Source organism: Pseudomonas nitroreducens NBRC 12694 (assembly GCF_002091755.1).
Classification (GTDB): Bacteria; Pseudomonadota; Gammaproteobacteria; order Pseudomonadales; family Pseudomonadaceae; genus Pseudomonas; species Pseudomonas nitroreducens.
The window spans coordinates 491,212-515,737 of the sequence record NZ_BDAI01000005.1 but is presented as its reverse complement, the minus strand read 5'-3'; the positions used below and the strand labels follow the sequence as shown (position 1 = coordinate 515,737).

Below are 24,526 nucleotides of genomic sequence, written 5' to 3'. Positions count from 1 at the left end.
CTATATCGTCGGCCTGAGCGGCAGTGGCGCCGTTGCTGCGCTGCTGTACTTCAGCATCGCCTTCGGCAAGATCACCATCTCGACGCTGAACTCCTACGGCAGCTTCATGTGCATCGCCACCGTGATCAGCGGCTTCCGTGGCCACCTGGAAGTGAGCCGTGTGCAGCGCCTGGTGTTCGTCCTGCTGATCGTCGGCGCCGCGACCCTGATCGCGTTGCTCGGCCAGCATTCGTTCCTTGGCGCGTTCAAGTCCTTCATCCTCTTCCTGCTGGCCTTCTTCACCCCGTGGAGCGCGGTCAACCTGGTGGACTACTACTGCATCACCCGCGAGCACTACGACGTGCCGGCGCTGGCCGACCCCGATGGCCGCTACGGCCGCTGGAACATCCCCGGCATCAGCGTCTATGTGATCGGCGTGCTGGTGCAGTTGCCGTTCATTTCCACCAAGTTCTACACCGGCCCGATGGTGGACGCCCTGGGTGGCGTGGATATCTCCTGGATCATCGGCCTCGTGGTTCCGGCCGTTCTCTATTACCTGGTCGCCCGCCGCGTCACGCGGGCAGTACCGGACCGGCTGATCCTGCCGGCCCGCACCTGAACAGACCGGCCCGGCCGCGCGGCCACAAGCCTGCGCGGCCCTTGCACTGCCCAACCTCATTCACGTTTAGGAGCATCAGATGAACAACACCAAGAAGACGCTGCTGGGCCTGTTCCTGTCCGCCGGTCTGCTGGGCGGCACCATGACTTCGGCCCAGGCCGCCGGCTGGTGCGAGAGTGGCAAGCCGGTGAAATTCGCAGGGCTGAACTGGGAGAGCGGCATGCTGCTCACCGACCTCATGCAGATCATCCTGAAAAACGGCTACGGCTGCGAAACCGACAGCCTGCCGGGCAACTCCATCACCATGGAGCAGGCGCTGGCGAACAACGACATCCAGATTTTCAGCGAGGAATGGATTGGCCGCAGCGACGCCTGGAACAAGGCCGCCGCCGCGAACAAGGTGGTCGGCGTGGGCGCGCCCATCGTCGGCGCCACCGAGGGCTGGTACGTACCGCGCTTCGTGATCGAGGGCGACAAGGCGCGCAACATCGAAGCCAAGGCGCCGAATCTCAAGGCCGTCACTGACCTGGCGCAGTACGCCGAGGTCTTCCGCGACCCGGAAGAGCCGGGCAAGGGCCGCTTCTACAACTGCCCGGCCGGCTGGACCTGCGAGCTGGAAAACTCCGAGATGCTGAAGAAGTACGGCCTCGAGGACAAGTTCACCAACTTCCGCCCCGGCACCGGCCCGGCCCTGGATGCCGCCGTATTGTCGAGCTACAAGCGCAAGGAGCCTATTCTCTTCTACTACTGGTCGCCGACGCCGCTGATGGGCCAGGCCGACCTGGTGAAGCTGGATGAGCCGGGCGTAAACAAGGACGTGAAGATCCAGGTCGGCCTGTCCAGGGCCTTCCACGACCAGGCCCCGGAACTGGTCGCCGTGCTGGAAAAGGTCAACCTGCCCATCGACCTGCTGAACCAGAACCTGGCGAAGATGGCCAAGGAGAAACTCACCTCCGAGCAACTGGCCAAGGCCTTCCTCAAGGAACACCCGGAAGTGTGGACCACCTGGGTCAGCGAGGACGCTGCGAAGAAGGTCCAGGCCGCGCTCTGACGCCGCCGAATCCGGGGAGGCGCTGCTTCCCCGGTGATGCCCACTCCTGACGAGTACGTGCCATGTTTCCCGAACGCTTCACCTTCTCCATCGCCGACTGGGTCAACGGTTGGGTCGATGCCCTGGTTACCAATTACGGCGACGTGTTCCGCCACATCTCCGACACCCTGCTGTGGGCCATCGTCAACCTGGAGAGCGTGCTGCGCGCGACGCCCTGGTGGCTGATGCTGGCCATCGTCGCCGGCATCGCCTGGCACGCCACCCGGCGCATCCTGCCGACCGTGGTGATCGTCGGGCTGCTGTTCCTGGTGGGCGCCGTGGGCCTGTGGGACAAGCTGATGCAGACCCTGGCGCTGATGATGGTCGCCACGATCATCTCGGTGCTGATCGGCATCCCGCTGGGTATCCTCGCCGCACGCAGCGACCGCTTCCGGGCGATCCTGCTGCCGCTGCTGGACATCATGCAGACCATGCCCAGCTTCGTGTACCTGATCCCGGTGCTGATGCTGTTCGGCCTGGGCAAGGTGCCGGCGATCTTCGCCACGGTGATCTACGCCGCGCCGCCGCTGATCCGCCTCACCGACCTGGGCATCCGCCAGGTCGACCGCGAAGTGATGGAGGCCATCACCGCCTTCGGCGCCAACCGCCGCCAGCAACTGTTCGGCGTGCAGCTGCCGCTGGCGCTGCCGAGCATCATGGCCGGCATCAACCAGACCACCATGATGGCCCTGTCGATGGTGGTCATCGCCTCGATGATTGGCGCCCGTGGTCTGGGCGAGGACGTGCTGGTGGGCATCCAGACCCTCAACGTCGGCAAGGGCCTGGAGGCGGGTCTCGCCATTGTCATCCTCGCCGTGGTCATCGACCGCATCACCCAGGCTTACGGCCGCTCGCGCCACCATGAGGCCAGCAAATGAGCAAGATCCAGGTCAAGAACGTCTACAAGATCTTCGGCGCCAAGGCCGATGCGGCCCTGGCGATGATCCGCCAGGGCAAGAGCAAGGCCGAAGTCCTCGCCGCCACCGACTGCGTGGTCGGGGTGAACGACCTGTCGCTGTCCATCGAGGCCGGGGAAATCTTCGTCATCATGGGCCTCTCCGGTTCCGGCAAGTCGACCCTGGTGCGCCACTTCAACCGTCTGATCGACCCCACCAGCGGGCAGATCCTGGTCGACGGTGAGGACGTGCTCGGCTACGACGCTGCCGCGCTGGAAAACTTCCGCCGGCGCAAGATCAGCATGGTGTTCCAGAGCTTCGGTCTGCTGCCGCACAAGAGCGTGCTCGACAACGTCGCCTACGGCCTGAAGATCCGTGGCGAGAGCAAGGCATTGTGCCAGGAACGCGCGCTGCACTGGATCAACACCGTGGGCCTGAAGGGCTATGAAAAGTCCTACCCGCACCAGCTCTCCGGCGGCATGCGCCAGCGCGTCGGCCTGGCCCGCGCCCTGGCGGCGGACACCGACATCATCCTCATGGACGAAGCCTTCAGCGCCCTCGACCCGCTGATCCGCGCGGACATGCAGGACCAGTTGCTGGAGCTGCAGAAAACCCTGCACAAGACCATCGTCTTCATCACCCACGACCTCGACGAAGCGGTGCGCATCGGCAACCGCATCGCCATCCTCAAGGACGGCCAGCTGATCCAGGTCGGTGCGCCCAGCGACATCCTGCACAAGCCTGCCGACGAATACGTCGACCGCTTCGTCCAGCGCCGTGTCGCTGCTATCTAACGTCATTCACCGGCGGGGAAGGGGGCTTCCCCGCCTACAGGAGTTCCGCATGTCGTCCGCTTCCCCCATCACCATCGGCAACGGCCCAGTGCGCTGGCAGGATCTGGTCGCGGTGGCGCGCCACGGCGCGCGGCTGCAACTGTCGGCGGCCGCCTGGGCGCGCATCGACAACGCCCACGGCATCGTCGAGCGCATCGTCAGCCGGGGGGAACGGGCCTATGGCATCAGTACCGGGCTGGGCGCGCTGTGCAACGTGGTGCTGCAGGGCGAGCAACTGGCGCAGCTGTCGCGCAACACATTGCTCAGCCATGCCTGCGGTGTCGGCGAACCGCTGAAGGATGAGCAGACCCGCGCGATTATTTGCGCGGCCATCACCAACTACAGCCACGGCAAATCCGGCCTGCACCGCCGCGTGGTGGAAGCGCTGGTCGCGCTGCTCAACCATGGCATCACCCCGCGCGTGCCGTCGCAGGGTTCGGTCGGTTACCTGACCCACATGGCCCACGTCGGCGTGGCGCTGCTGGGCATTGGTGACGTGAGCTATCGCGGTGAAGTCGTCCCGGCCTTCCAGGCCCTGGCCGCCGAAGGTCTGGAGCCGGTGCAGCTGGGCGCCAAGGACGGGCTCTGCCTGGTCAACGGCACGCCCTGCATGACCGGCCTGAGCTGCCTCGCCGTCGACGACGCAACGCGCCTGACGCAATGGGCCGACGTGATCGGCGCCATGAGCTTCGAAGCCCTGCGCGGGCAGATCGACGCCTTCGACGCCGAGATCATCGCGCTCAAGCCGCATCCGGGCATGCAGAAGGTCGGTGCCAACCTGCGCGCGCTGCTCGAAGGCAGCGAAGTCATCGCCGCCAGCAAGGGCATCCGCACCCAGGACGCCCTGAGCATCCGCTCCATGCCGCAAATCCACGGCGCCTGCCGTGATCAGTTGGAGCACGCGGCGAAGCAGATCGAGACCGAACTCAACTCCGCCACCGACAACCCGCTGGTGCTGGGTACGCCGGACGATTACCGCGTGGTGTCCCAGGCCAACCCCCACGGCGAATCCGTGGCCATGGCCGCCGACCTGCTGGCGATTGCCGTGGCTGAATTGGGTGGGGTATCCGAACGCCGCCTGGACCGTCTGATCAACCCGCTGGTCAGCGGCCTGCCGGCTTTCCTGGTCAGCCAGCCGGGCGTCAACTCGGGGATGATGATCGTGCAATACGTCGCCGCCTCCCTGGCCGGCGAGAACCGCCAGCTGGCGCAGCCGGCGGTGGTGGACAACTTCGTCACCTCCGGCCTGCAGGAAGACCACCTGAGCCTGGGCACCAGCGCCGCGCTCAAGCTCGGCCGCGCCATCGACAACACCCGGCGCATCTTCGCCATCGAATACCTGCTGGCTGCCCAGGCCTTTGAATTCCTCAAGCCGCAGCGTTTCGGCGCCGGCACCGACTGTGCCTGGAGCGTGCTGCGCGAACAGGTGCCGGCCTATGACAGCGACCGCTGGCTGGCGCCGGACATCGACCGTGCCACCGCACTGCTGGCCGACCCGGCAGCACTGGAAAGCGTCGGCGCGAGCATCGGGAGACTGCAATGAAACACCTCTGGCACCACTGCCACGCGGCAACCATGAAAGATGGCCGCTACGCCATCATCGAAGACGCCGCGATCATCACCGAGGGTGAACGCATCAGCTGGATCGGTCCGCGTGCCGAGCTGCCCGAGCGCCCGGTACAGAGCACCGACCTGGGCGGCGCCTGGGTCACGCCCGGCTTCATCGACTGCCACACCCACCTGGTGTTCGGCGGTGACCGCAGCGGCGAGTTCGAGCAGCGCCTGAACGGCGTCAGCTACGCGGACATCGCGGCGGCCGGCGGCGGCATCGCCAGCACCGTGCGCGCCACCCGCGAGGCCAGCGAGGACGAACTGCTGGCCAGCGCCATCAAGCGTGCCCGCCCACTGTTGGCCGACGGCGTGACCGTGCTGGAAGTGAAGTCCGGCTACGGCCTGGATCTGGACAGCGAACGGCGCATGCTGCGCGTGGCCCGCCGTCTGGAGCAGGAGTTGCCGGTGACGGTACGCACCACTTGCCTGTCCGCCCATGCGCTGCCGCCGGAATACGCTGGGCGCGCCGACGAGTACATCGATCAGGTCTGCACCCACATTCTCCCGGCGCTGGCCGAAGAGGGGCTGGTGGACGCGGTGGATGCCTTCTGCGAGCACCTGGCGTTCTCTCCGGCGCAAGTCGAACGGGTGTTCCAGGCCGCCCGGCGCCTGGGCCTGCCGGTCAAACTGCACGCCGAGCAATTGTCCTCGCTGCATGGTTCCAGTCTTGCGGCGCGTTACGGCGCGCTATCCGCCGACCACCTGGAATTCATGGACGAGAGCGACGCCATGGCCATGGCCGAATCGGGCACCGTTGCCGTGCTGCTGCCGGGCGCCTTCTTCGTCCTGCGCGAAACCCAGCTGCCGCCGATGGACGCCCTGCGCAAGCACGGCGTGAACATCGCCATCGCCAGCGACCTCAACCCCGGCACCTCGCCAGCGCTGTCGCTGCGCCTGATGCTGAACATGGCCTGCACCGCTTTCCGCCTGACCCCGGAGGAAGCGCTGGCCGGTGTCACCCTCAACGCCGCGCGGGCGCTGGGCATGGCCGACAGCCACGGCAGCCTGGAAGCGGGCAAGGTCTCCGATTTCATCGCCTGGGACATCCAGCGCCCCGCCGAACTGGCCTACTGGCTCGGTGGCGACCTGCCCAAGCGCATCATTCGTCACGGCGAAGAGTTGTGAAACCGCAAGTTCAAAAGCCCCTCACCCTAACCCTGGCTGCGCGCCCCGCTCCTCAAGCGGGAGAGGGGACTGTTCGGTGCAGGATGACGCTTTGCTGTAGGGCCGGTACGGACGGCCCCCTCTCCCCCTGGGAGAGGGCTGGGGTGAGGGGGAAGCATTGGCACAGACTTTCAGCACGAAAATGAACTCATCTCGCTGGGTGTGGAGATAACTACCCATGAATAACGTTCTCGAATTCAAACGTGGCCGCGTGCCACTGCTCATCAGCATGCCGCACCCCGGCCTGCGCCTGACCCCGGCCGTGGAAGCCGGTCTGGTCGACGAAGCCCGCGAACTGGCCGACACCGACTGGCACATCCCGCAGCTTTACGCCTTCGCCGAAGAACTGGGTGCCAGCACCCTGGCCGCCGGCTACTCGCGCTATGTCATCGACCTCAATCGCCCGGCCGACGACAAGCCGCTGTACAGCACGGCCACCACCGGCCTCTACCCGGACACCCTGTTCGACGGCCGCCCGCTGTTCAAGGAAGGGCAGGCGCCTTCCGCGGAAGAGCGTGCGCGTTACCTCAAGGAAGTCTGGACGCCGTATCACCAGACCCTGGCCGGCGAACTCGCACGGCTGAAGGCAGAATTCGGCTACGCGCTGCTGTGGGATGCCCACTCGATCGCCTCGGTCATCCCGCACCTGTTCGACGGCAAGTTGCCGGACTTCAACATCGGCACCAACAGCGGCGCCAGCTGCGACGCGCAACTGGCCGAGCGACTGGTGGCGGTGTGCGCCGACGCGCCGGCCTATCGCCACATCCTCAACGGCCGCTTCAAGGGCGGCCACATCACCCGCCACTACGGCCAGCCGCAGGACAACGTGCATGCGGTGCAGCTGGAACTCGCGCAGTGCAACTACATGGATGAGCACGCACCCTTCGGCTACCGCGAAGACCTCGCCGCACCGACCGCCCAGGTACTCCGGCGCATGCTGGAAACCTTCATCGCCTGGGGCCGCGAGCACTACGGCCGGTAAGTTTTTACACAGCCTCCTGCCGCGCCGGGGCTTGTCGGCGCGGCGCCGCTGGACCACGCATCCCGGCGGCGCTTCCCCGGTGTGACAGGGGGCTGTCTTTTCTTCCCGAAACTGCTTCAGCGAAAGCGAACGATGCGCGAATCGGAGTAATAGAATTCATTTCGGCTATCGCCCTGGCGGAATACCAGGCCGTAGTCTTCCAGGAAGTATCGGGTATCGATGCGCTTGTATTTGTCGTCGACTACCGAGCAATGAATCTCTTTGGCGCTGCCGGATAGTTGGGGATTCAGCTCGGCTGCGGACAACTCGCGGATCACCTCGCAGCGCGTTTCCTGGGTGTCTCGGGTCTGGCCGATGATGCTGAAGTTCTCTTTTCGAGTGAGCCGGTAGCTGAGCTTTTCACCCACAGGCATCTGTTTCCAGTTGCCTTCCAATTCCAGCTTTTCTACCTCACAGGTGCCCTGCGCCTTGCTGTAGTGGGTCACGCTGCTGAGCTCCAGCATGCCCATGAAACTGGTGTCCTGCGAGACGTAGCCCGTGCCCTGCCGCTTGATGTGCAGCAGGCCGGGAGTATCGCCCGGCTGGAACCAGAACTCCTCAATCAATGGCTTGGTTTCTCCCTTGAAGGTCGAGGTGCCTTCGGTGCGTAGGTAGGACAGAGATTTTCGAGGCGCATCGAAGCCCAGGGAGGTCACGTAGCGAGCGACTCCGGCATCCAGCGCAGGTTGGTTTTCCAGATCAGGGGCGGGCTTGTCGCGATTCTCCGCCCGCGCCAGCGCGGACAGTTGTTCGTGCGGCTTGCAGGCAGCTTGCAGGATGGCGAGGTAGTCGGCTGAGGCGGAGCTGAAGGTGCGCGCGCTGGGGGAGGCCTCGATGCGGCCATCCGTGACTCGCTGGCGCGGATCCAGGTCGTAGCCAGTCAGCCAGGTGTAAGTGTTACGGCCGCAATTGACTTGCAGTTGCTCGACCTTGCTGCCGTAAGGCGCTTGGTAGGGCGCATCGTAGGCCAGCGACGGGTAGTCGAATGCAGCCCAGAGCTTCAGGCTCCCGTCGGGCTGTGGTTCCAGGCTGGCGATGTCCAGCAGGACATGTCCGTCGTTGCCGCTTTCGAAGTTCGCCAGTTTGCGCCAGTCCGGGTTCTGAGCGCAGGCCTGAACCACCTGCGGCAAGCTACGCAGTGTTCTGGCGGTGTCACTCGTCAGCGGGATGGGTTCGCGATATTGCGACTGGCCCACAGCGTACATGCGACCGGGAGTGTCGACATATAACCAGTTGGCGCTCTCAGCCGAGCAACTTACCTGAAGCTGCAGCAGGCCGCGTGGAAGGCGCAGGGCGAGGGCGGCTTCGTTGCCGGCGCGCAGGACGCTGTTTTCCACAACGTTGCCGGCGCTGGCGGTATTGGTCACCAGCTTGTCGAGGGCTTGCGTGGGATTCTTTCCGGTGGCGGTTTGCGTGGCGCAGGCGCCAAGCGAGAGCAGAAACGGAGCAAGGAGAAGTGGGCGAAGCAATGTCATGACGAGTCCTTTCAGATCAAAACCAATCCCTTCGGGGCGCGGAAGATTCGGGTATTTCCCCTCGTTTGACAATGACGCGTAGCAATCAGGCGCAGCAGACTTCGCGGACCTTGCTTCAATCCTCGGTCTGGAGATCGGCCAACTGCATCTCGGCATGTCGCACCAGCATCTCCAGCAGCAGGGCCTGGGTGTGCGGCGGGGTCTCGTCGGCTCGGGTCAGGGCGTAGAGCGTGACCTTCACCGGAGGTGACAGCGGGCGCAGTGCGGTGAGTCTTTCGTCCGCGCCCAGTGCCGTGAAGGGGTCGACCAGCGCCAATCCTGTTCCTGCCTCCACCAGCGTGCGCGCCAGTGCATAGGTCTGTACTGAAATGCGCACGCGCGGCGGTGGTTCGACGTTCGCCAGGTAGCTTTCCAGCCGCGCCGACAGCGGGTCGGAGGTGGACAGCCCGATCATCGGCTCGCCGGCCAGTTCGTCCAGCGTCAGCGCCTTGCCCAAACGGTCTTCCGGCCAGTGCGCGCGTGGTGCCAGGGCTACCAGCGGGCCGCTGGCGATGACCTGCGAGCGCAGGCCGGGGTGGTCGGTCTGCTGCAGGGTGAGGGCGAGGTCGAGCTCGCGCATCAGCAGGTTCTGGATCAGTTCGCGGGAATGCTGGGTGGCCAGTTCGCAACTGCTTTGCGGGTAGCGGTCGGTCCATTCGCGGATCACCGGCGGCAGCAGCGACAGCGCCAGGGCCGGCGTGGCGCCCACGCGCAGGCGGTTCTCCGGCTGGCCGCGCAGGCTCTGCGCCAGGCGGCGCACGCCCTGCAGGCTTTCCGTGACCTTGGCGACTTCGCGCTCCAGCTCCAGCGCCTCGGGGGTCGCCTGCAGTTTGCCGCGCACGCGCAGGAATAGCGGGAAGCCCAACTGCTGCTCGGCGTGCTGCAGCACCTTGGTCACTGCCGGCTGGGAGACGTGCAGCAATTGCGCGGCGCCGCTGACCGAGCCGGTTTCGCGGATGGCCTGGAACACTTCGATATGGCGCAGGCGCATGGCTTGCCTCCGTCAGCGGATTCGCCAAGGTATAACCCTGGTTTATGGGTTGCCCATGTTTATTCATTGTTCGCCGCCTGTCATCCGGTCCTAAGGTCGGAGCCTGGAATGGATGGACAGTGAGACGGCAATGGCACAGCGGATTTGCATCATCGGCGCGGGCGTGGTCGGGCTGGCTACGGCGCAGGCGCTGGTCCAGGAGAGCTTCGACGTCACTGTGCTGGAAGCACGGGATGCGGGCGGGCTGGAAACCAGTTTCGCCAACGGCGGCCAGCTGTCCTACCGCTACGTGGCGCCCCTGGCCGATGCCGGCGTACCGCAGCAGGCACTGGGCTGGCTGCTGCGCGGCGACTCGCCGCTGCGCCTGCGCCCGCGTCTGGATCCGGCGCAGTGGCGCTGGCTGATGGAATTCACGGCGGCCTGTCGGCGCTCGGTGAACCAGGCCAATGCGAAACATTTACTGCGCCTCGCGCTGTTCAGCCAGAGCACGCTGGCGCAGTGGCGGGAGGATGGGCTGGACGGCTTCGACTGGCGGCGCAACGGCAAGCTGGTGGCCTTCCGCGATGAAGGCAGCTTCCGCAGTGCGCGGCAGACCCTATCCGATCCTTCAGCGCAATTCGTGCTCTCGGCGCAGCAGTGCCGCGGGCTGGACCCGGCGCTGGCGAGTGCGCCCTTCGTCGGTGGCATCCATACGCCGGACGAGGAGGTCGCCGATTGCTTCCTGTTCTGCCAGCGGCTCGCCGAGCGACTTCAGGCATCGGGACGTTGCCGGCTGGTGTATGCCCGCCCGGCTTCCCGGCTGATGATTCGCAATGGCGTCGTGATCGGTGTGGAGGCGGGCGGCGAGACCTTCGAGGCCGATCACGTGGTCCTCGCCGCCGGCTACCGCAGCGCGGCGCTGCTGCCGGGTAGACCGCGCCTGCCGCTCTATCCGCTGAAGGGCTACAGCCTGACCGCGCCAATCCGCGCCGAGGACCACGCGCTGGAGGTGAGCCTCACCGACTACGACCGCAAGGTGGTCTATGCACGCCTCGGCGAACGTCTGCGCATCGCTGCCATGGTCGATATCGTCGGCTTCGACCCGCGCCTGGAACCCAGGCGACTGGCGCTGATCCGGCAGCAGGCGGCGGATACGCTGCCGGACGCCTGTGACTACAGCGCCGCCATCGAATGGGCCGGCATGCGTCCGGCCACGCCCACCGGCGTGCCGCTGGTGGGGGCCTGCGGGCCGCGTGGCCTCTGGCTGAATCTCGGCCACGGCGCGCTGGGCTTCACCCTCGCCTGTGGCAGTGCGCAACTGATCGCCGCACAGATCGCCGGGCGTCACCCGGATATCGACACGACCGGCCTGACGCCCGCGCGGCTGGCCGGCTGATTTCTTCGAATGGGGAGACACACCATGCAACTCACACGCATCGCCACCAACGATCGCCTTTCCGGCGCTATGGTCTTCGGCTCGCTGGTGTTCCTGTCCGGGCAGGTACCTGGGCAGGCCACCGACATCCAGGGCCAGACCCGCGAAGTGCTGGCGAAGATCGACGCGCTGCTGGCCGAAGCCGGCACCGGGAAGGCGGACATCCTCAGCGCGACCATCTACCTCAAGGACATCGCCGCCGATTTCGAGGCCATGAACGGCATCTGGTCCGGCTGGCTGCCGGAAGGCTGCGCACCGACCCGCACCACGGTGCAGGCGCTGCTGGCGCGGCCGCAGGTGCTGGTGGAAATCACCGTGATTGCCGCGCGGCCCTGACCCCTAACCCGACTCACAACAACAAGAAGGATCGCACCCATGAAACGACTTGCACTGGGAATGCTGGCGGCGTCCAGCCTGGTCTGCGCGCTGGCGCAGGCCAACGAGGCACTGGACGGCACGCTGAAGAAAGTCGCCGAGCGCGGCACGATAACCCTGGGTTATCGCGACGCCTCGGTACCGTTCTCCTACCTGGGCGATAACAGCGGGCAGCCCATGGGTTACTCGGTGGACCTGGCCGGCAAGGTGGTCGAGCGCATCCGGCAGAAGCTCGGCAAGCCCGATCTCAAGGTGAAGTACAACCTGGTGACCTCGCAGACGCGCATTCCGCTGGTGCAGAACGGCACGGTGGACCTGGAGTGCGGTTCCACCGGTGTCACCGCCGAGCGCATGAAGCAGGTCGCCTTCTCCTACGGCTTCATCTATGTGAAAGGCCAGTTGCTGACCGCCAAGGACAGCGGCATCCAGGGCTTCGCCGACCTCAAGGGCAAGAACGTGGTGACCACCGCCGGCACCACCAACGAGCGCTACCTGAAGGCCTATAACGCCGAGCACAAGCTGGGCATGAACGTGGTCAGCGCCAAGGACCACGGCGAAGCCTTCCTCATGCTGCAGTCGGGTCGCGCGGTGGCCTTCTACATGGATGATGCGCTGCTCTACGGCGAGAAGGCCAAGGCCCGCGACCCGCACCAGTGGGTGGTGGTGGGCGAGCCGCAATCGCGAGAAATCTACGCCTGCATGGTGCGCCGCGACGATCCGCAGTTCCTCGCCCTGGTCAACCAGACGCTGGCCGAGCTGTATTCCTCCGGCGAGATCAAGGGCATCTACCAGCGCTGGTTCGAGCAGCCGATCCCGCCGAAGAACCTCAACCTGGAATTCCCCATGACCGCCGAGCTGCAGGCGATCATTGCCAAGCCCACCAGCGAACCGGTGCAGTAATCCTAGCGCTGCAGGCCGAGGTGGCGGATCAGCGGTTGCGCCTCGGCCAGGCGCTCCCAGACATCGTCGAGCAATTCGGCGGGGTAGTAGGAGGGCAGGCGCGGCAGCTCGCGGCGCGGCACCCAGGCGACTTCGCGGATATCGAACTCGTCGCCACCCAGGCCGCGCAGGTTGTCCAGGTTGACCCGGCCGTCCCAGGCATCCACGCGGTAGAACAGCTCCATGTGGAAGCGCCCGGCCAGCGGCTCGGCGAACTCGCGCACGTAGACCAGCGGGCCGACCTCCACCGCCAGCCCGGTTTCCTCCCGGCACTCGCGGCGCACGGTGTCGCGGGTGCACTCGTCCTTGTCCGACTCGAAGCCACCGCCCGGTGGAATCCAGTATTCGTCGCCGGCGACTGCATGACGCACCAGCAGGATTTCGTCGTTGCTGACCAGCAGCCCGGCGGCGCGAATGCGGTGTTGCAAGGGGGAAGTCATTGCCAGTCGAGCCTCGCCAGTTTCCATTCCGATCCTTCGCGCCACCACTCCAGCCTGACCGAGTAATGCCCGGCGCTATCAGGGAGGAGGTTCTCGGCGCCGGTGAGGGCGACCTGCGCGTCGGTATGGCCGCGGTTGGCGTAGGTCGGGTCGATCCTGCTCTCGCTGCTGAGCAGGATCACCTTGACCTGCTGGTGCCGCAGGAACATCAGCGTCATGGTGCGCCTGGCCCAGTCGCGATCGAACTCGCCATTGGCGCGGAAGTCGCCAGCCAGCTGATCGATCACGGCCCCGCTATTCTTGGCTTCGAGGTTGTCCTGCAACTGCTTCACGGCGGCGTCCAGCTGTGCGCGCGGGTCGTCGCGATCACAGCCGGCCAAGGCGAGCATCAGCAGGAAAAGAGAAAGAAACAACTTCCGTGGCATGGCTCACTAACTCCCTTATGGGTTTTTCGCTGGCCCGAGTATCATGCCCGACACCGTGGGGGCCGAAGACTTTCGATGGAAGTCGCGCTGCGGCAACGCGACTTTCTATAAGGTGGCGACAGGCCCTAGGATGGTTACTGGTCCGGGAGCGACCGTACGCACTGATCCAGGAGCGAGCCATGCAAACTTTGTATCCGGAAATCAAGCCTTACGCCCGCCATGAACTGGCCGTCGATGAGCCGCACGTCCTCTATGTGGACGAGAGCGGTACGCCCGACGGACTGCCGGTTCTGTTCATCCATGGTGGCCCGGGCTCCGGTTGCGATGCCATGTCGCGGCGCTTCTTCGACCCCAATATCTACCGCATCGTCACCTTCGACCAGCGCGGCTGCGGCCGCTCCACGCCTTACGCCAGCCTGGAGAACAACACCACCTGGCATCTGGTGCAGGACATCGAGCGCATCCGCGAGCACCTGGGCATCGACAAGTGGGTGCTGTTCGGCGGTTCCTGGGGCTCCACCCTTTCGCTGGCCTACGCCCAGACCCATCCCGAGCGCGTGCTGGCGCTGATCGTACGCGGCATCTTCCTCTGCCGTCCGCAGGAAATCCGCTGGTTCTACCAGGAGGGCGCAAGCCGCCTGTTCCCGGATTACTGGGAAGACTACCTGGCGCCGATTCCCGCCGACGAGCACGACGACCTGCTGCACGCCTTCCATCGCCGCCTGACCGGCCCCGACCAGATCGCCCAGATGCACGCCGCGCGCGCCTGGTCCACCTGGGAAGGCCGGACCGCCACGCTGCGGCCGAACCCGGCGGTGGTGGATCGCTTCGCCGACCCGCACCGCTCGCTGTCCATCGCCCGCATCGAGAACCACTATTTCGTCAACGACGGCTTCCTCGAGCCGGACCAGCTGCTGCGCGACATGCACAAGATCGCCCACCTGCCGGGGGTGATCGTTCACGGCCGCTACGACGTGGTCTGCCCGCTCGACAATGCCTGGGCGCTGCACAAGGCCTGGCCCAACAGCGAGTTGCAGATCGTCCGCGACGCCGGCCACGTGGCCGGCGAGCCGGGCATCACCGATGCGCTGATCCGCGCCACCAATGAAATCGGCCGCCGCCTGCTGAACCTGCCGCCGGAGGCTGAATGAAGGGTTTGATCCAGCGGGTGCGAGGCGCCCGCGTCGAGGTTGACGGCGAAATCGTCGGCGCTATCGACCATGGGCTGCTGGCTCTGGTAGGGGTCGAACCCCAGGACGACGAAGACTCGGTCAACCGTTTGCTGCACAAGCTGCTTAACTATCGAGTGTTTGGCGACGATGAAGGTAAAATGAACCTTTCATTGAGCGATGTCGGCGGCGGCCTGCTGCTGGTTTCGCAGTTCACCCTGGCCGCAGACACCCGCAAGGGCCTGCGACCGAGCTTTTCCAGCGCGGCGCCTCCTGCAAGGGGCGCCGCGTTGTTCGATCTACTCGTGGAACAGGCGCGAGAGCGTCATCCGCTGGTCGCCACTGGCCGTTTTGGCGCCAACATGCAGGTCCACCTGGTCAATGACGGGCCGGTGACCTTTCTACTGGAGGCTTGAACGCGCGGCAGCTTGTCATATCGCCGTGGGATGATGGTTAGGGCTTATGCATCTAGAACAATGCGCCTCCGGGAGCCGGAAGTACCCGTGGAAAAAAGCGGGGAATCATTCAGGCTCACCGGGGTCGGAATTCAATCGCCGGCAATTTGGCATCGCCTTTGCTGGCTTTAATCGTTTTGTGTTCACGGACGAGGGGGACTCGTGATTTTCCGTTCCGTTCAACAACCGCTTTCGCGCCACATCCTTCGCGGACTGGTCGGCTCCGCCCTGTTGGCGTTGAGCGCTACCCATGCCTGGGCCTTCAATCTCGACGACGTTGGCGAACAGGCCAAGGCGCTGGCTGCTGAGAAGTACAGCGCACCGACGAGCAACCTGCCATCGGAATTCAGCGAAATGAAGTTCGCCGATTACCAGCAGATTCGCTTCCGTAACGAGAAGGCCTACTGGGCCGACGAGAAGACCCCCTTCAAGATCAGCTTCTATCACCAGGGCATGCACTTCGACACCCCGGTGAAGATCAACGAAGTCACGGCGACCGACGTCAAGGAGATCAAGTACGATCCCTCCCGTTTCGACTTCGGTTCGCTGAAGTTCGACGCCAATGCGACCAAGGATCTGGGTTACGCCGGCTTCCGCCTGCTGTACCCGATCAACTCGCCGGACAAGCAGGACGAGATCGCCACCTTCCTGGGGGCGAGCTACTTCCGCATCATCGGCAAGGACCAGTGGTGGGGCCTCTCCGCCCGTGGCCTGGCGCTGGATACCGCGCTGCCATCGGGTGAGGAATTCCCGCGCTTCCGCGAGTTCTGGATCGAGAAGCCCAAGCCCAAGGACAAGCACCTGGTGATCTTCGCGCTGCTGGATTCGCCCCGCGCGACCGGCGCTTACCGCTTCACCATTCGTCCGGGCAACGACACCGTGGTCGATGTGAAGGCCCGCGTGTATTTGCGCGACAAGGTGAGCAAGCTGGGCCTGGCGCCCCTGACCAGCATGTTCCTGTTCGGCTCCAACCAGCCGTCCGCCGAGCACAACTTCCGCCCGGAACTGCATGACTCCACCGGTCTGCAGATCCACGCCGGCAACGACGAGTGGATCTGGCGTCCGCTGAACAACCCCAAACACCTGTCCGTCAGCGCCTACAGCGTCGAGAACCCGAAAGGATTCGGCCTGCTGCAGCGCGGCCGCGAGTTCTCCCGCTACGAAGACCTCGACGACCGCTACGACCTGCGTCCGTCCGCCTGGGTCGAGCCGCAGGGCGACTGGGGCAAGGGCACCATCGAGCTGGTGGAAATCCCGACCCCGGATGAGACCAACGACAACATCGTCGCCTTCTGGAATCCGGAGAAGCGCCCGGAAGCCGGCGAGCCGCTGGACTTCGCCTACCGCATGCGCTGGACCAAGGATGAGGACGCGCTGCACGACGCGAAGAACGCCTGGGTCATGCAGACCCTGCGCTCGGTCGGCGACGTGAAGCAGAAGAACCTGATTCGCCAGCCTGATGGCAGCGTCGCCCTGGTCGTCGACTTTGTCGGCCCGACCCTGAAGGCGCTGGCCGGCGATGCTCCGGTGAGCACCCAGGTGAGCACCGACGACAATGCCGAGGTGAAGGAAAACGCCCTGCGCTACAACGCGGTGACCAAAGGCTGGCGTCTGACCCTGCGGATCAAGGTCAAGGACCCGAAAAAGCCGACGGAAATGCGTGCGGCGCTGGTAAACGGCGGCCAGACCATTTCCGAAACCTGGAGCTACCAGCTGCCTGCCGATGAATAACTCCACCGCTACCACCGCGCCGGTGGCCGACTACCTCGCGCACCTGCCCCTTTCGGCGCAGGAGCGTGAGCAGCTGGCCCAGGCCGGTTCCTTCAGCGAGCTGCATCAGCAGCTCGCTGGCGATATCCAGGGCGAGGACGCTGCGCTGGCTTCGGTCGGCGCGCGTCTGCGCCACGGCTATGGGCAGGACCTGGACGATGCCCAGATGCTGGGCATGGACGACAACGGCCGCACCTACCTCAAGGCCGCGCCGCCGATCCAGCGCACCAAGGTGATTCCCGAACCCTGGCGCACCAACCCGATCATGCGCGGCTGGCGCCGCCTGACCGGGCGCAGCAATCCGGCCAAGCCCGCCCGCGACCTGCCCAAGGCGCGCTGGCAACGAGTCGGTTCGCTGCGCCGGTTCATCCTGGTCCTGCTCATGCTCGGCCAGACCACCGTCGCCACCTACTACATGAAAGGCATCCTGCCCTACCAGGGCTGGGCCTTCGTCGACCTGGAAGAGATCAACCGCCAGACCTGGCTGCAGACCCTGGAGCAGGTGCTGCCCTACGCCATCCAGTTCGGCGTGCTGACCCTCTTCGCCATCCTCTTCTGCTGGGTTTCTGCCGGGTTCTGGACCGCCCTGATGGGCTTCTGGGAACTGCTCACCGGCCGTGACCGCTACCGCATCTCCGGCAGCAGCGCGGGTAGCGAGCCGATTGCCGCCGACGCCCGCACCGCCATCGTCATGCCGATCTGCAACGAAGACGTCCCGCGCGTCTTCGCCGGCTTGCGGGCGACCTATGAATCGGTGGCGGCCAGCGGCGAGCTGGATCGCTTCGACTTCTTCGTGCTCAGCGACACCAATCAGCCCGACATCGCCATGGCGGAAGAAAAGGCCTGGATCGAGCTGTGCAAGGAAGCCCTGGGCTTCGGTCGTATCTTCTACCGTCGCCGCCGGCGCCGGGTGAAGCGCAAGAGCGGCAACATCGACGACTTCTGCCGTCGCTGGGGTGGCCAGTACAAGTACATGGTCGTCATGGACGCCGACAGCGTGATGAGCGGCGACTGCCTGACCAAGCTGGTGCGGCTGATGGAGGCCAACCCCGAGGCCGGCATTATCCAGACCGCGCCCAAGGCGTCGGGCATGGACACGCTCTATGCGCGCATGCAGCAGTTCGCCACCCGCGTGTACGGCCCGCTGTTCACCGCCGGCCTGCACTTCTGGCAGCTGGGCGAATCCCACTACTGGGGCCACAACGCGATCATCCGAGTGAAACCCTTCATCGAGCACTGCGCCCTGGCGCCGCTGCCGGGCAAGGGCTCCTTCGCCGGCGCGATCCTCTCCCACGACTTCGTCGAAGCCGCGCTGATGCGCCGCGCCGGCTGGGGCGTGTGGATCGCCTACGATCTGGAAGGCAGCTACGAGGAGTTGCCGCCCAACCTGCTGGATGAGCTCAAGCGCGACCGCCGCTGGTGCCACGGCAACCTGATGAACTTCCGCCTGTTCCTGGTCAAGGGCATGCATCCGGTGCATCGCGCGGTGTTCCTCACCGGCGTGATGTCCTACCTGTCGGCGCCCCTGTGGTTCTTCTTCCTGGTACTGTCCACCGCGCTGCTGGCGGTGCACCAGTTGATGGAGCCGCAGTACTTCCTCGAGCCGCGCCAGCTGTTCCCGATCTGGCCGCAGTGGCACCCGGAGAAGGCCATCGCCCTGTTCTCCACCACCCTGACCCTGCTGTTCCTGCCCAAGCTGCTCAGCGTCATGCTGATCTGGGCCAAGGGCGCCAAGGGCTACGGCGGCGTAATCAAGGTGACCCTGAGCATGCTGCTGGAAATGCTCTTCTCCGTGCTGCTCGCGCCGGTGCGCATGCTCTTCCACACCCGCTTCGTGCTGGCCGCCTTCCTCGGCTGGGAAGCCCAGTGGAAGTCGCCGCAGCGTGACGACGACGACACCCCGTGGAGCGAGGCGATTCGTCGCCATGGCCTGCAGACCCTGCTGGGCCTGTGCTGGGCGCTGCTGGTGGCGTGGCTGAACCCGCGGTTCCTGTGGTGGCTGTCGCCCATCGTCGGCGCGCTGATGCTGTCGATCCCGGTCTCGGTGATCAGCAGCCGGGTCAAGCTGGGCCTGGCCTCGCGCGACGAGAAGCTGTTCCTCATCCCCGAGGAATACGACACCCCGCGCGAGCTGCGCGCTACCGACGAGTATACCTACCAGAACCGCTGGCAGGCGCTGAAGGACGGCTTCGTCCGCTCTGCCGTGGACCCGGTGCTGAACGCCCTGGCCTGTGCCATGGGTACTGCCCGCCACGGCCAGTCCGCCGCCATCGAATCGACCCGCGCCGCGCTGGTCGAGAAGGCGCTGGAAGCCGGTCCCGAGCAGCTCGACGGCAACCGCCGGCTGGCGCTGCTGAGCGATCCGGTGGCGCTGTCGCGCCTGCACCTGGCGCTCTGGCAGGGGGACAGGGAACAGTGGATCGGTCCCTGGCGGCAATCGCTGAAGGCCGATGCCCATGCTCCCGCCGTCCCCTTGGCCCCGGTTGCGGAACAGGGCGTCTTGGCGCTGCCCGCCGCGCAATCCTGACCGCAGGTCGCCCCGTCTCGTTCGGGACGGGGCGACCTGCCGGTTTCCGCTGTTTTCCCCGCGCACCGCTGCTGGTAACCTTCGCCAGCTATCCAGAAAAGATTGAGATATCCGGCGCATGGGGTACGCTTCGCACCCTTCCGCGCAAGGCTTGCTCTTGCGCGCCCGGTTCGATCGCTGGGAAAAACAACAAGTTCTTTCACTTGCTTGGGAGTATGGGGATGAAAAAGTACCTGGCATCGCTGGTGATGGGCGTCTGCGCCCTGGTCAGCGTGAGCGCGGCTCAGGCCGGCGCCATCGATGAAGCGGCCAAGCGCGGCACCCTGCGCGTGGGCATGGACCCGACCTACATGCCGTTCGAGATGACCAACAAGCGCGGTCAGATCGTCGGCTTCGAAGTAGACCTGCTCAAGGCCATGGCCAAGTCCATGAACGTCAAGCTGGAACTGGTTTCCACCGCCTACGACGGCATCATCCCGGCCCTGCTCACCGACAAGTTCGACATGATCGGCTCGGGCATGACCCTGACCCAGGAACGCAACCTGCGCCTGAACTTCACCGATCCCTTCATCGTGGTCGGCCAGACCCTGCTGATTCGCAAGGAACTGCAAGGCGAGATCAAGTCCTACAAGGACCTGAACGACGCCAAGTACCGCATCACCTCGAAGATCGGCACCACCGGCGAATTTGTCGCCAAGAAGCAGCTCTCCAAGGCCCAGTACCACGGCTTCGACAACGAGCCCGAAGCGGTCATGGATGTGGTCAACGGCAAGGCCGACGCCTTCATCTACGACTCTCCGTACAACGTCGTTGCCGTCGGCAAGTTCGGCGCCGGCAAGCTGGTGCACCTGGATCAGCCGTTCACCTACGAGCCGCTGGCCTTCGGTCTCAAGAAGGGCGACTACGACTCGATCAACTTCATCAACAACTTCCTCAAGCAGATTCGTGAAGACGGCACCTACGATCGCATTCACGACAAGTGGTTCAAGAACACCGACTGGCTCAAGGACATGGAATAATCCACGTCTGACACTGGTCGACCCGACGCGCAGGCCCTGAGCCTGCGCGTTCGCATTTTCACGGTAGAGATTCGTGGCTAGAACGAAACGCGCAACCTGGCCCTGGCACGGGCTGACCGGACTGATCCTGCTGTTGATCGGCCTGGCCATCTGGTACTCCACTTCGCTGATCTCCTACGAGTGGCGCTGGAACCGCGTCCCGCAGTACTTCGCCTACCAGGCCGAAGAACCGCTGCGTGCGGACAGCATCTCGCGGGTGGAGAAGATCGAGCCGTACGGCAGCGATGCCCGCGTCACGCTGGTGGACGAGGATGGCAAGCAGCAGGTGCTGACCGTTGCGTCGGACAGCCTGCAGTTCTCCGAGAACGACGACGTCGCCGAAGGCGATGTGGTCGGCGCAACCCGCCACTGGGCGGCCGGCCCGCTCGCCTGGGGCCTGTGGACCACGCTGTGGATCTCTTTCGTTTCCGGCGCGTTCGGTCTGTTCATCGGCCTGTTCACCGGTCTCTGCCGTCTGTCGAAGAACCCGACGCTGCACGACCTCTCGACCCTCTACGTCGAGCTGGTGCGCGGTACGCCGCTGCTGGTGCAGATCTTCATCTTCTACTTCTTCATCGGCACCGTGCTGAACCTGTCCCGCGAGTTCGCCGGCGTGGCAGCGCTGGCGCTGTTCACCGGCGCCTATGTGGCCGAGATCGTCCGTGCCGGCGTGCAGTCCATCGCTCGCGGCCAGGACGAGGCGGCGCGCTCTCTGGGCCTGAATGCCGCGCAGTCGATGCGCCACGTGATCCTGCCGCAGGCCTTCAAGCGCGTGCTGCCGCCGTTGGCCGGGCAGTTCATCAGCCTGGTGAAAGACACTTCCCTGGTCTCGGTGATCGCCATCACTGAACTGACCAAGAGCGGCCGCGAGGCGATCACCACCTCGTTCTCCACCTTCGAGATCTGGTTCTGCGTCGCCGCCCTCTACCTCGTGATCAACCTGCCGCTGTCGCATCTGGCGGGGCGCCTGGAGCGGAGGCTCGGCCAAAGTGATTGAAGTCCGTAACCTGACCAAGGTCTTCGATACCCGCGGGCAAGTCGTGCGCGCGGTGGATGACGTCACCACCGGTGTGGCCAAGGGTGAGGTCGTGGTGGTGATCGGCCCGTCCGGCTCGGGCAAGTCCACCTTCCTGCGTTGCCTGAATGGCCTGGAGGAGTTCGACTCCGGCTCGGTGAGCATCGACGGCCTCGATCTCGCCAACCCGAAGACCGACGTCAACGCCTACCGTCGCGAAGTCGGCATGGTCTTCCAGCACTTCAACCTGTTCCCGCACATGACCGTGCTGGAAAACCTGTGCCTGGCGCAGAAAGTCGTGCGCAAGCGCGGCAAGGCGGAGCGCGAGGCCAAGGCCAGGGCGCTGCTGGATAAGGTCGGCATCGGCCAGAAGGCCAATGAGTACCCGTCGCGCCTCTCCGGCGGCCAGCAGCAGCGCGTGGCCATTGCCCGCGCGCTGTGCATGGACCCGAAGGTGATGCTGTTCGACGAACCCACCTCGGCGCTCGACCCGGAAATGGTCGGCGAGGTGCTGGACGTGATGAAGACCCTGGCCGTGGAAGGCATGACCATGGTCTGCGTGACCCACGAGATGGGCTTCGCCCGCGAAGTGGCGGATCGCGTGCTGTTCTTCGATCATGGCAAGCTGCTGGAGGACGCCGCCCCGGCGGAGTTCTTCGCTCAGCCCAGGGATGCCCGCGCGCAGAGCTTCCTGCGGCAGGTGCTGTGAGGTATTCGCCGCTGTGAAAGAGCCGCCTTCGGGCGGCTTTTTGGTGTTTGCTCGGGGGTGAGGGATGGCTTTGGTAGGAGCAACTGTCTTCTTCAGGTAAGTCCGTGCCAGTGCCTTCCCTCACCCCAGCCCTCTCCCAGAGGGAGAGGGAGCCGCCCGTGCCGGCGGGCACCAAGGTTTCATCCTGCACCGAACGGTCCCCTCTCCCTCTGGGAGAGGGTTAGGGTGAGGGCTGATCCGAGTACAGGACTGTCGGGTAGGAGCAACTCCGTCCGTGATAGCTCACAGCGAGCTCGGAACATCGCGGACAAAGTCCGCTCCTACGATCACAGGGAACACCGGCGACAAATCCCGGACAAAAAGAAACCGCCCCGGAGGGCGGTTTCTTCTGCAGCGTCAGTCGCGGTTGCGGGTCAGCAGCGCGGGACGCTCGGTCTTGCGGCGCGGTTCCAGCTCTTCCAGCTGCTCCGGTGTCGGGAAGCGGTCGGTGCGGACCAGGTCGCGCTTGTTGATCACTACCGGTTGGCGGGTCGGCTTGGCGGCGCCGTACTCGCTCGGCTCGCGCAGCGGGGCGTCGTTCATGCGCGAAGCCGGAGCCTTGCCGCCGCGCTTGCGCTGGCCGGCCTTGCCCTGAGCGTTGCCGCCCTGGCCCTGGGTGCGACCGCCGCCGTTAGGCTTCTTGGCGGCGCGGCCCTGGCCTTGCCCCTGGCCACGGTTCTGACCGCTTCCGCCCTGGCCGGCACCTTGGCCACCCTGGCCGCGCGGGCGCTGCTGGCCCTGCCCCTGGTTCTGGCCTTGCCCCTGGCCGCCACGGCGGCGCTGGCTGCGCTGCTGGTCCTTGTCCGGGAACGGGCTGACGTAGTCGGCGCGGTTGCCAAAGTTGTCGAAGTCGTCGTCGAGGAACTCTTCAGGATCGCGGTTACCGTCGACCTTCGGTGCTCGGACCTGCCTGGGCTGCTGCTGGCGGCCCTGACCCTGCTGGTCCTGCTGCCGGGGCTGGCGAGGCTCACGAGCCTGGGTGTGGGCGTTCGGCTGAGCGTCGCTGCCCTGGCCGTCACCCTTCTTCTTGCCACGGCCGCCACGACGACGGCGCTTGCCGGCTGGCTTGTCGCTGTCGGCGAATTCGCCTTCAGCTGCGGGGGCAGCGTTCTGCTGGTCCTCACCCTGGGGCTGCTGAGGCTTGTCCTTGCTGCGGTCTTTGCGTTCGCCACGCTTGGCCTTGTCCTTGCGCGGCTGGCGCTGAGGTACTTCGCGGGCCTCGGGCTGCTGGACCTCGGGCAGCACGGTATCGGGGTCGAAGCCCTGCATGTCGCCATCGGGGATGCGCTGCTTGGTCAGGCGTTCGATGGCCTTGAGCAGTTTGTCTTCGTCCGGCGCCACCAGCGAGATGGCTTCACCGGTGCGACCGGCACGGCCGGTACGGCCGATGCGGTGAACGTAGTCTTCCTCGACGTTGGGCAGCTCGTAGTTGACCACGTGAGGCAGTTGGTCGATGTCCAGGCCGCGGGCGGCGATGTCGGTGGCGACCAGGATGCGCACGTCGTTGGCCTTGAAATCAGCCAGGGCCTTGGTGCGCGCATTCTGGCTCTTGTTGCCGTGGATCGCGGCAGCCGGCAGGCCATGCTTGCTCAGGTATTCGGCGAGGCGGTTGGCGCCGTGCTTGGTGCGGGTGAACACCAGCACCTGTTCCCAGGCACCCACGGTCACCAGGTGCGCCAGCAGGGCGCGCTTCTGCACCGACGGGATGCGGAACACGCGTTGTTCGATGCGCTCGACGGTGGTGTTCGGCGGGGTGACCTCGATGCGCTCCGGGTTGTGCAGGAGCTTGTTGGTGAGGTCGATGATGTCTTTGGAGAAGGTCGCCGAGAACAGCAGGTTCTGGCGCTTGGCCGGCAGCTTGGCGAGGACCTTTTTCACGTCATGGATGAAGCCCATGTCGAGCATGCGGTCGGCTTCGTCGAGGACGAGGATTTCCACATGGGACAGGTCGACGCTGCCCTGACCGATCAGGTCGAGCAGGCGGCCGGGGCAGGCGACCAGGACGTCGACGCCCTTGGACATCGCCTGCACCTGGGGATTCATGCCGACGCCGCCGAAGATGCAGGCGCTTTTCAGCGGCAGGTCGCGGGCGTAGACCTTGAAGCTGTCGTGCACCTGGGCTGCCAGCTCGCGGGTCGGAGTCAGTACCAGGACACGGGCCTGGCGTGGGCCATGGCGGTGTTCGCGGTCCGGGTGACCTTCGGGGAACAGGCGTTCGAGCACCGGGAGGGCGAAGCCGCCGGTCTTGCCGGTGCCGGTCTGTGCGGCAACCATGAGGTCGCGGCCTTGCAGTACGGCGGGGATGGCGCGTTCCTGAACGGGAGTGGGGCGCGCGTAGCCGGCGGCTTCAACGGCGCCAGCCAGGGCCTCGGAGAGACCGAGGGAAGTAAAGGACATGCGGGGTTCCTGTAGGCCGGCAACCTGCCGGCTCGAGGGCGCGTGATTTCAAGCTCGGGGCGAGCGCTCAGCCTTG

General features: G+C 65.4%; 21 protein-coding genes and 1 pseudogene. 17 read left to right on the top strand and 5 right to left on the bottom strand.

The features are described 5' to 3' along the window. The 7 genes from PNI01S_RS17165 to hutG all read left to right on the top strand — a co-directional run. Positions 1-598, top strand: a 598-nt coding sequence (locus PNI01S_RS17165) for a cytosine permease (RefSeq protein ID WP_174602960.1), incomplete at its 5' end; no start/stop codon positions are given. A gap of 142 nt (positions 599-740) precedes the next feature. Further along, positions 741-1,649, top strand: coding sequence for an ABC transporter substrate-binding protein (locus tag PNI01S_RS17160; protein ID WP_413247473.1), 909 nt, complete (start codon positions 741-743; stop codon positions 1,647-1,649). 62 nt (positions 1,650-1,711) lie between these two features. After that, positions 1,712-2,566, top strand: a complete 855-nt coding sequence (locus PNI01S_RS17155) for an ABC transporter permease (RefSeq protein WP_038803328.1) — start codon at positions 1,712-1,714, stop codon at positions 2,564-2,566. Continuing rightward, positions 2,563-3,378, top strand: a complete 816-nt coding sequence (locus PNI01S_RS17150; RefSeq protein ID WP_024764190.1) for a quaternary amine ABC transporter ATP-binding protein — start codon at positions 2,563-2,565, stop codon at positions 3,376-3,378. Before PNI01S_RS17155 ends, PNI01S_RS17150 begins: the two co-directional genes overlap by 4 nt. Before the next feature lie 49 nt (positions 3,379-3,427). Further along, positions 3,428-4,960 carry a histidine ammonia-lyase gene (hutH, locus tag PNI01S_RS17145; protein ID WP_084358672.1) on the top strand — a complete coding sequence of 511 codons (1,533 nt, stop codon included), beginning with the start codon at positions 3,428-3,430 and terminating at the stop codon, positions 4,958-4,960. Then, positions 4,957-6,153: an imidazolonepropionase gene (gene hutI, locus PNI01S_RS17140; RefSeq protein WP_084358671.1), complete on the top strand. Its 1,197-nt coding sequence runs from the start codon at positions 4,957-4,959 to the stop codon at positions 6,151-6,153. The genes hutH and hutI overlap by 4 nt, the downstream gene beginning before the upstream one ends. Before the next feature lie 217 nt (positions 6,154-6,370). Continuing rightward, a complete protein-coding gene (gene hutG, locus PNI01S_RS17135; RefSeq protein WP_065327951.1) occupies positions 6,371-7,174 on the top strand; it encodes an N-formylglutamate deformylase in 804 nt (267 codons plus the stop codon). Positions 7,175-7,290: 116 nt separating this feature from the next. Here the strand turns inward: hutG and PNI01S_RS17130 are convergent, their stop codons facing one another. Next, complete coding sequence (locus tag PNI01S_RS17130) at positions 7,291-8,688, bottom strand: hypothetical protein (RefSeq protein ID WP_065327950.1); 1,398 nt, start codon at positions 8,686-8,688, stop codon at positions 7,291-7,293. Positions 8,689-8,803: 115 nt separating this feature from the next. Next, a pseudogene (locus PNI01S_RS17125) lies at positions 8,804-9,785 on the bottom strand (LysR family transcriptional regulator). Positions 9,786-9,848: 63 nt separating this feature from the next. Between PNI01S_RS17125 and PNI01S_RS17120 the strand changes: the two are divergent. Genes PNI01S_RS17120 through PNI01S_RS17110 form a run of 3 tightly spaced genes read left to right on the top strand, consistent with a single transcriptional unit; the run spans position 9,849 to position 12,407 of the window. Next, positions 9,849-11,093 carry a D-amino acid dehydrogenase gene (locus tag PNI01S_RS17120; protein WP_065327948.1) on the top strand — a complete coding sequence of 415 codons (1,245 nt, stop codon included), beginning with the start codon at positions 9,849-9,851 and terminating at the stop codon, positions 11,091-11,093. Positions 11,094-11,117: 24 nt separating this feature from the next. After that, positions 11,118-11,468, top strand: coding sequence for a RidA family protein (locus tag PNI01S_RS17115; protein ID WP_024764186.1), 351 nt, complete (start codon positions 11,118-11,120; stop codon positions 11,466-11,468). Between the two features lie 39 nt (positions 11,469-11,507). Then, a complete protein-coding gene (locus tag PNI01S_RS17110) occupies positions 11,508-12,407 on the top strand; it encodes a transporter substrate-binding domain-containing protein (protein ID WP_065327947.1) in 900 nt (299 codons plus the stop codon). A 2-nt stretch (positions 12,408-12,409) separates the two neighbouring features. Here the strand turns inward: PNI01S_RS17110 and PNI01S_RS17105 are convergent, their stop codons facing one another. Together PNI01S_RS17105 and PNI01S_RS17100 are read right to left on the bottom strand one after the other, a co-directional pair. Further along, on the bottom strand, positions 12,410-12,886 hold the full coding sequence (locus PNI01S_RS17105; RefSeq protein ID WP_065327946.1) for an NUDIX domain-containing protein: 477 nt from the start codon (positions 12,884-12,886) through the stop codon (positions 12,410-12,412). Next, positions 12,883-13,311 (bottom strand): hypothetical protein, encoded by a 429-nt coding sequence (locus tag PNI01S_RS17100; RefSeq protein WP_065327945.1) that lies wholly within the window; start codon positions 13,309-13,311, stop codon positions 12,883-12,885. Before PNI01S_RS17100 ends, PNI01S_RS17105 begins: the two co-directional genes overlap by 4 nt. Before the next feature lie 179 nt (positions 13,312-13,490). On the opposite strand from PNI01S_RS17100, the gene pip reads away from it, so the two are divergent. From pip to PNI01S_RS17065, 7 genes are all read left to right on the top strand, one after another. Continuing rightward, positions 13,491-14,462, top strand: coding sequence for a prolyl aminopeptidase (pip, locus tag PNI01S_RS17095; RefSeq protein ID WP_024764183.1), 972 nt, complete (start codon positions 13,491-13,493; stop codon positions 14,460-14,462). Further along, positions 14,459-14,896, top strand: a complete 438-nt coding sequence (gene dtd, locus PNI01S_RS17090; protein WP_024764182.1) for a D-aminoacyl-tRNA deacylase — start codon at positions 14,459-14,461, stop codon at positions 14,894-14,896. Before pip ends, dtd begins: the two co-directional genes overlap by 4 nt. A 201-nt stretch (positions 14,897-15,097) precedes the next feature. Beyond that, positions 15,098-16,666 carry a glucan biosynthesis protein G gene (locus tag PNI01S_RS17085; RefSeq protein ID WP_038803332.1) on the top strand — a complete coding sequence of 523 codons (1,569 nt, stop codon included), beginning with the start codon at positions 15,098-15,100 and terminating at the stop codon, positions 16,664-16,666. Beyond that, on the top strand, positions 16,659-19,232 hold the full coding sequence (gene mdoH, locus PNI01S_RS17080) for a glucans biosynthesis glucosyltransferase MdoH (protein ID WP_038803333.1): 2,574 nt from the start codon (positions 16,659-16,661) through the stop codon (positions 19,230-19,232). Before PNI01S_RS17085 ends, mdoH begins: the two co-directional genes overlap by 8 nt. Positions 19,233-19,453: 221 nt before the next feature. Continuing rightward, on the top strand, positions 19,454-20,251 hold the full coding sequence (locus PNI01S_RS17075; RefSeq protein WP_024764181.1) for a transporter substrate-binding domain-containing protein: 798 nt from the start codon (positions 19,454-19,456) through the stop codon (positions 20,249-20,251). Between the two features lie 73 nt (positions 20,252-20,324). Then, positions 20,325-21,287 carry an amino acid ABC transporter permease gene (locus PNI01S_RS17070; RefSeq protein ID WP_065327944.1) on the top strand — a complete coding sequence of 321 codons (963 nt, stop codon included), beginning with the start codon at positions 20,325-20,327 and terminating at the stop codon, positions 21,285-21,287. Beyond that, positions 21,280-22,014, top strand: a complete 735-nt coding sequence (locus tag PNI01S_RS17065) for an amino acid ABC transporter ATP-binding protein (RefSeq protein ID WP_024764179.1) — start codon at positions 21,280-21,282, stop codon at positions 22,012-22,014. The genes PNI01S_RS17070 and PNI01S_RS17065 overlap by 8 nt, the downstream gene beginning before the upstream one ends. 396 nt (positions 22,015-22,410) lie before the next feature. On the opposite strand, the gene rhlE2 is transcribed toward PNI01S_RS17065, so the two are convergent. Next, positions 22,411-24,450 (bottom strand): RNA helicase RhlE2, encoded by a 2,040-nt coding sequence (rhlE2, locus tag PNI01S_RS17060; protein WP_065327943.1) that lies wholly within the window; start codon positions 24,448-24,450, stop codon positions 22,411-22,413. Positions 24,451-24,526: the final 76 nt, after the last annotated feature.

What these genes read in the sequence shown, in the direction of transcription:
- PNI01S_RS17105 (WP_065327946.1), bottom strand. Translation starts at nt 12,886, where the DNA reads ATGACTTCCCCCTTGCAACACCGCATTCGCGCCGCCGGGCTGCTGGTC.
- PNI01S_RS17100 (WP_065327945.1), bottom strand. Translation starts at nt 13,311, where the DNA reads ATGCCACGGAAGTTGTTTCTTTCTCTTTTCCTGCTGATGCTCGCCTTG.
- PNI01S_RS17120 (WP_065327948.1), top strand. Translation starts at nt 9,849, where the DNA reads ATGGCACAGCGGATTTGCATCATCGGCGCGGGCGTGGTCGGGCTGGCT.
- PNI01S_RS17130 (WP_065327950.1), bottom strand. Translation starts at nt 8,688, where the DNA reads ATGACATTGCTTCGCCCACTTCTCCTTGCTCCGTTTCTGCTCTCGCTT.
- dtd (WP_024764182.1), top strand. Translation starts at nt 14,459, where the DNA reads ATGAAGGGTTTGATCCAGCGGGTGCGAGGCGCCCGCGTCGAGGTTGAC.
- hutI (WP_084358671.1), top strand. Translation starts at nt 4,957, where the DNA reads ATGAAACACCTCTGGCACCACTGCCACGCGGCAACCATGAAAGATGGC.
- rhlE2 (WP_065327943.1), bottom strand. Translation starts at nt 24,450, where the DNA reads ATGTCCTTTACTTCCCTCGGTCTCTCCGAGGCCCTGGCTGGCGCCGTT.
- PNI01S_RS17075 (WP_024764181.1), top strand. Translation starts at nt 19,454, where the DNA reads ATGAAAAAGTACCTGGCATCGCTGGTGATGGGCGTCTGCGCCCTGGTC.
- PNI01S_RS17110 (WP_065327947.1), top strand. Translation starts at nt 11,508, where the DNA reads ATGAAACGACTTGCACTGGGAATGCTGGCGGCGTCCAGCCTGGTCTGC.
- pip (WP_024764183.1), top strand. Translation starts at nt 13,491, where the DNA reads ATGCAAACTTTGTATCCGGAAATCAAGCCTTACGCCCGCCATGAACTG.
- PNI01S_RS17155 (WP_038803328.1), top strand. Translation starts at nt 1,712, where the DNA reads ATGTTTCCCGAACGCTTCACCTTCTCCATCGCCGACTGGGTCAACGGT.
- PNI01S_RS17115 (WP_024764186.1), top strand. Translation starts at nt 11,118, where the DNA reads ATGCAACTCACACGCATCGCCACCAACGATCGCCTTTCCGGCGCTATG.
- PNI01S_RS17150 (WP_024764190.1), top strand. Translation starts at nt 2,563, where the DNA reads ATGAGCAAGATCCAGGTCAAGAACGTCTACAAGATCTTCGGCGCCAAG.
- mdoH (WP_038803333.1), top strand. Translation starts at nt 16,659, where the DNA reads ATGAATAACTCCACCGCTACCACCGCGCCGGTGGCCGACTACCTCGCG.
- hutH (WP_084358672.1), top strand. Translation starts at nt 3,428, where the DNA reads ATGTCGTCCGCTTCCCCCATCACCATCGGCAACGGCCCAGTGCGCTGG.
- hutG (WP_065327951.1), top strand. Translation starts at nt 6,371, where the DNA reads ATGAATAACGTTCTCGAATTCAAACGTGGCCGCGTGCCACTGCTCATC.
- PNI01S_RS17160 (WP_413247473.1), top strand. Translation starts at nt 741, where the DNA reads ATGACTTCGGCCCAGGCCGCCGGCTGGTGCGAGAGTGGCAAGCCGGTG.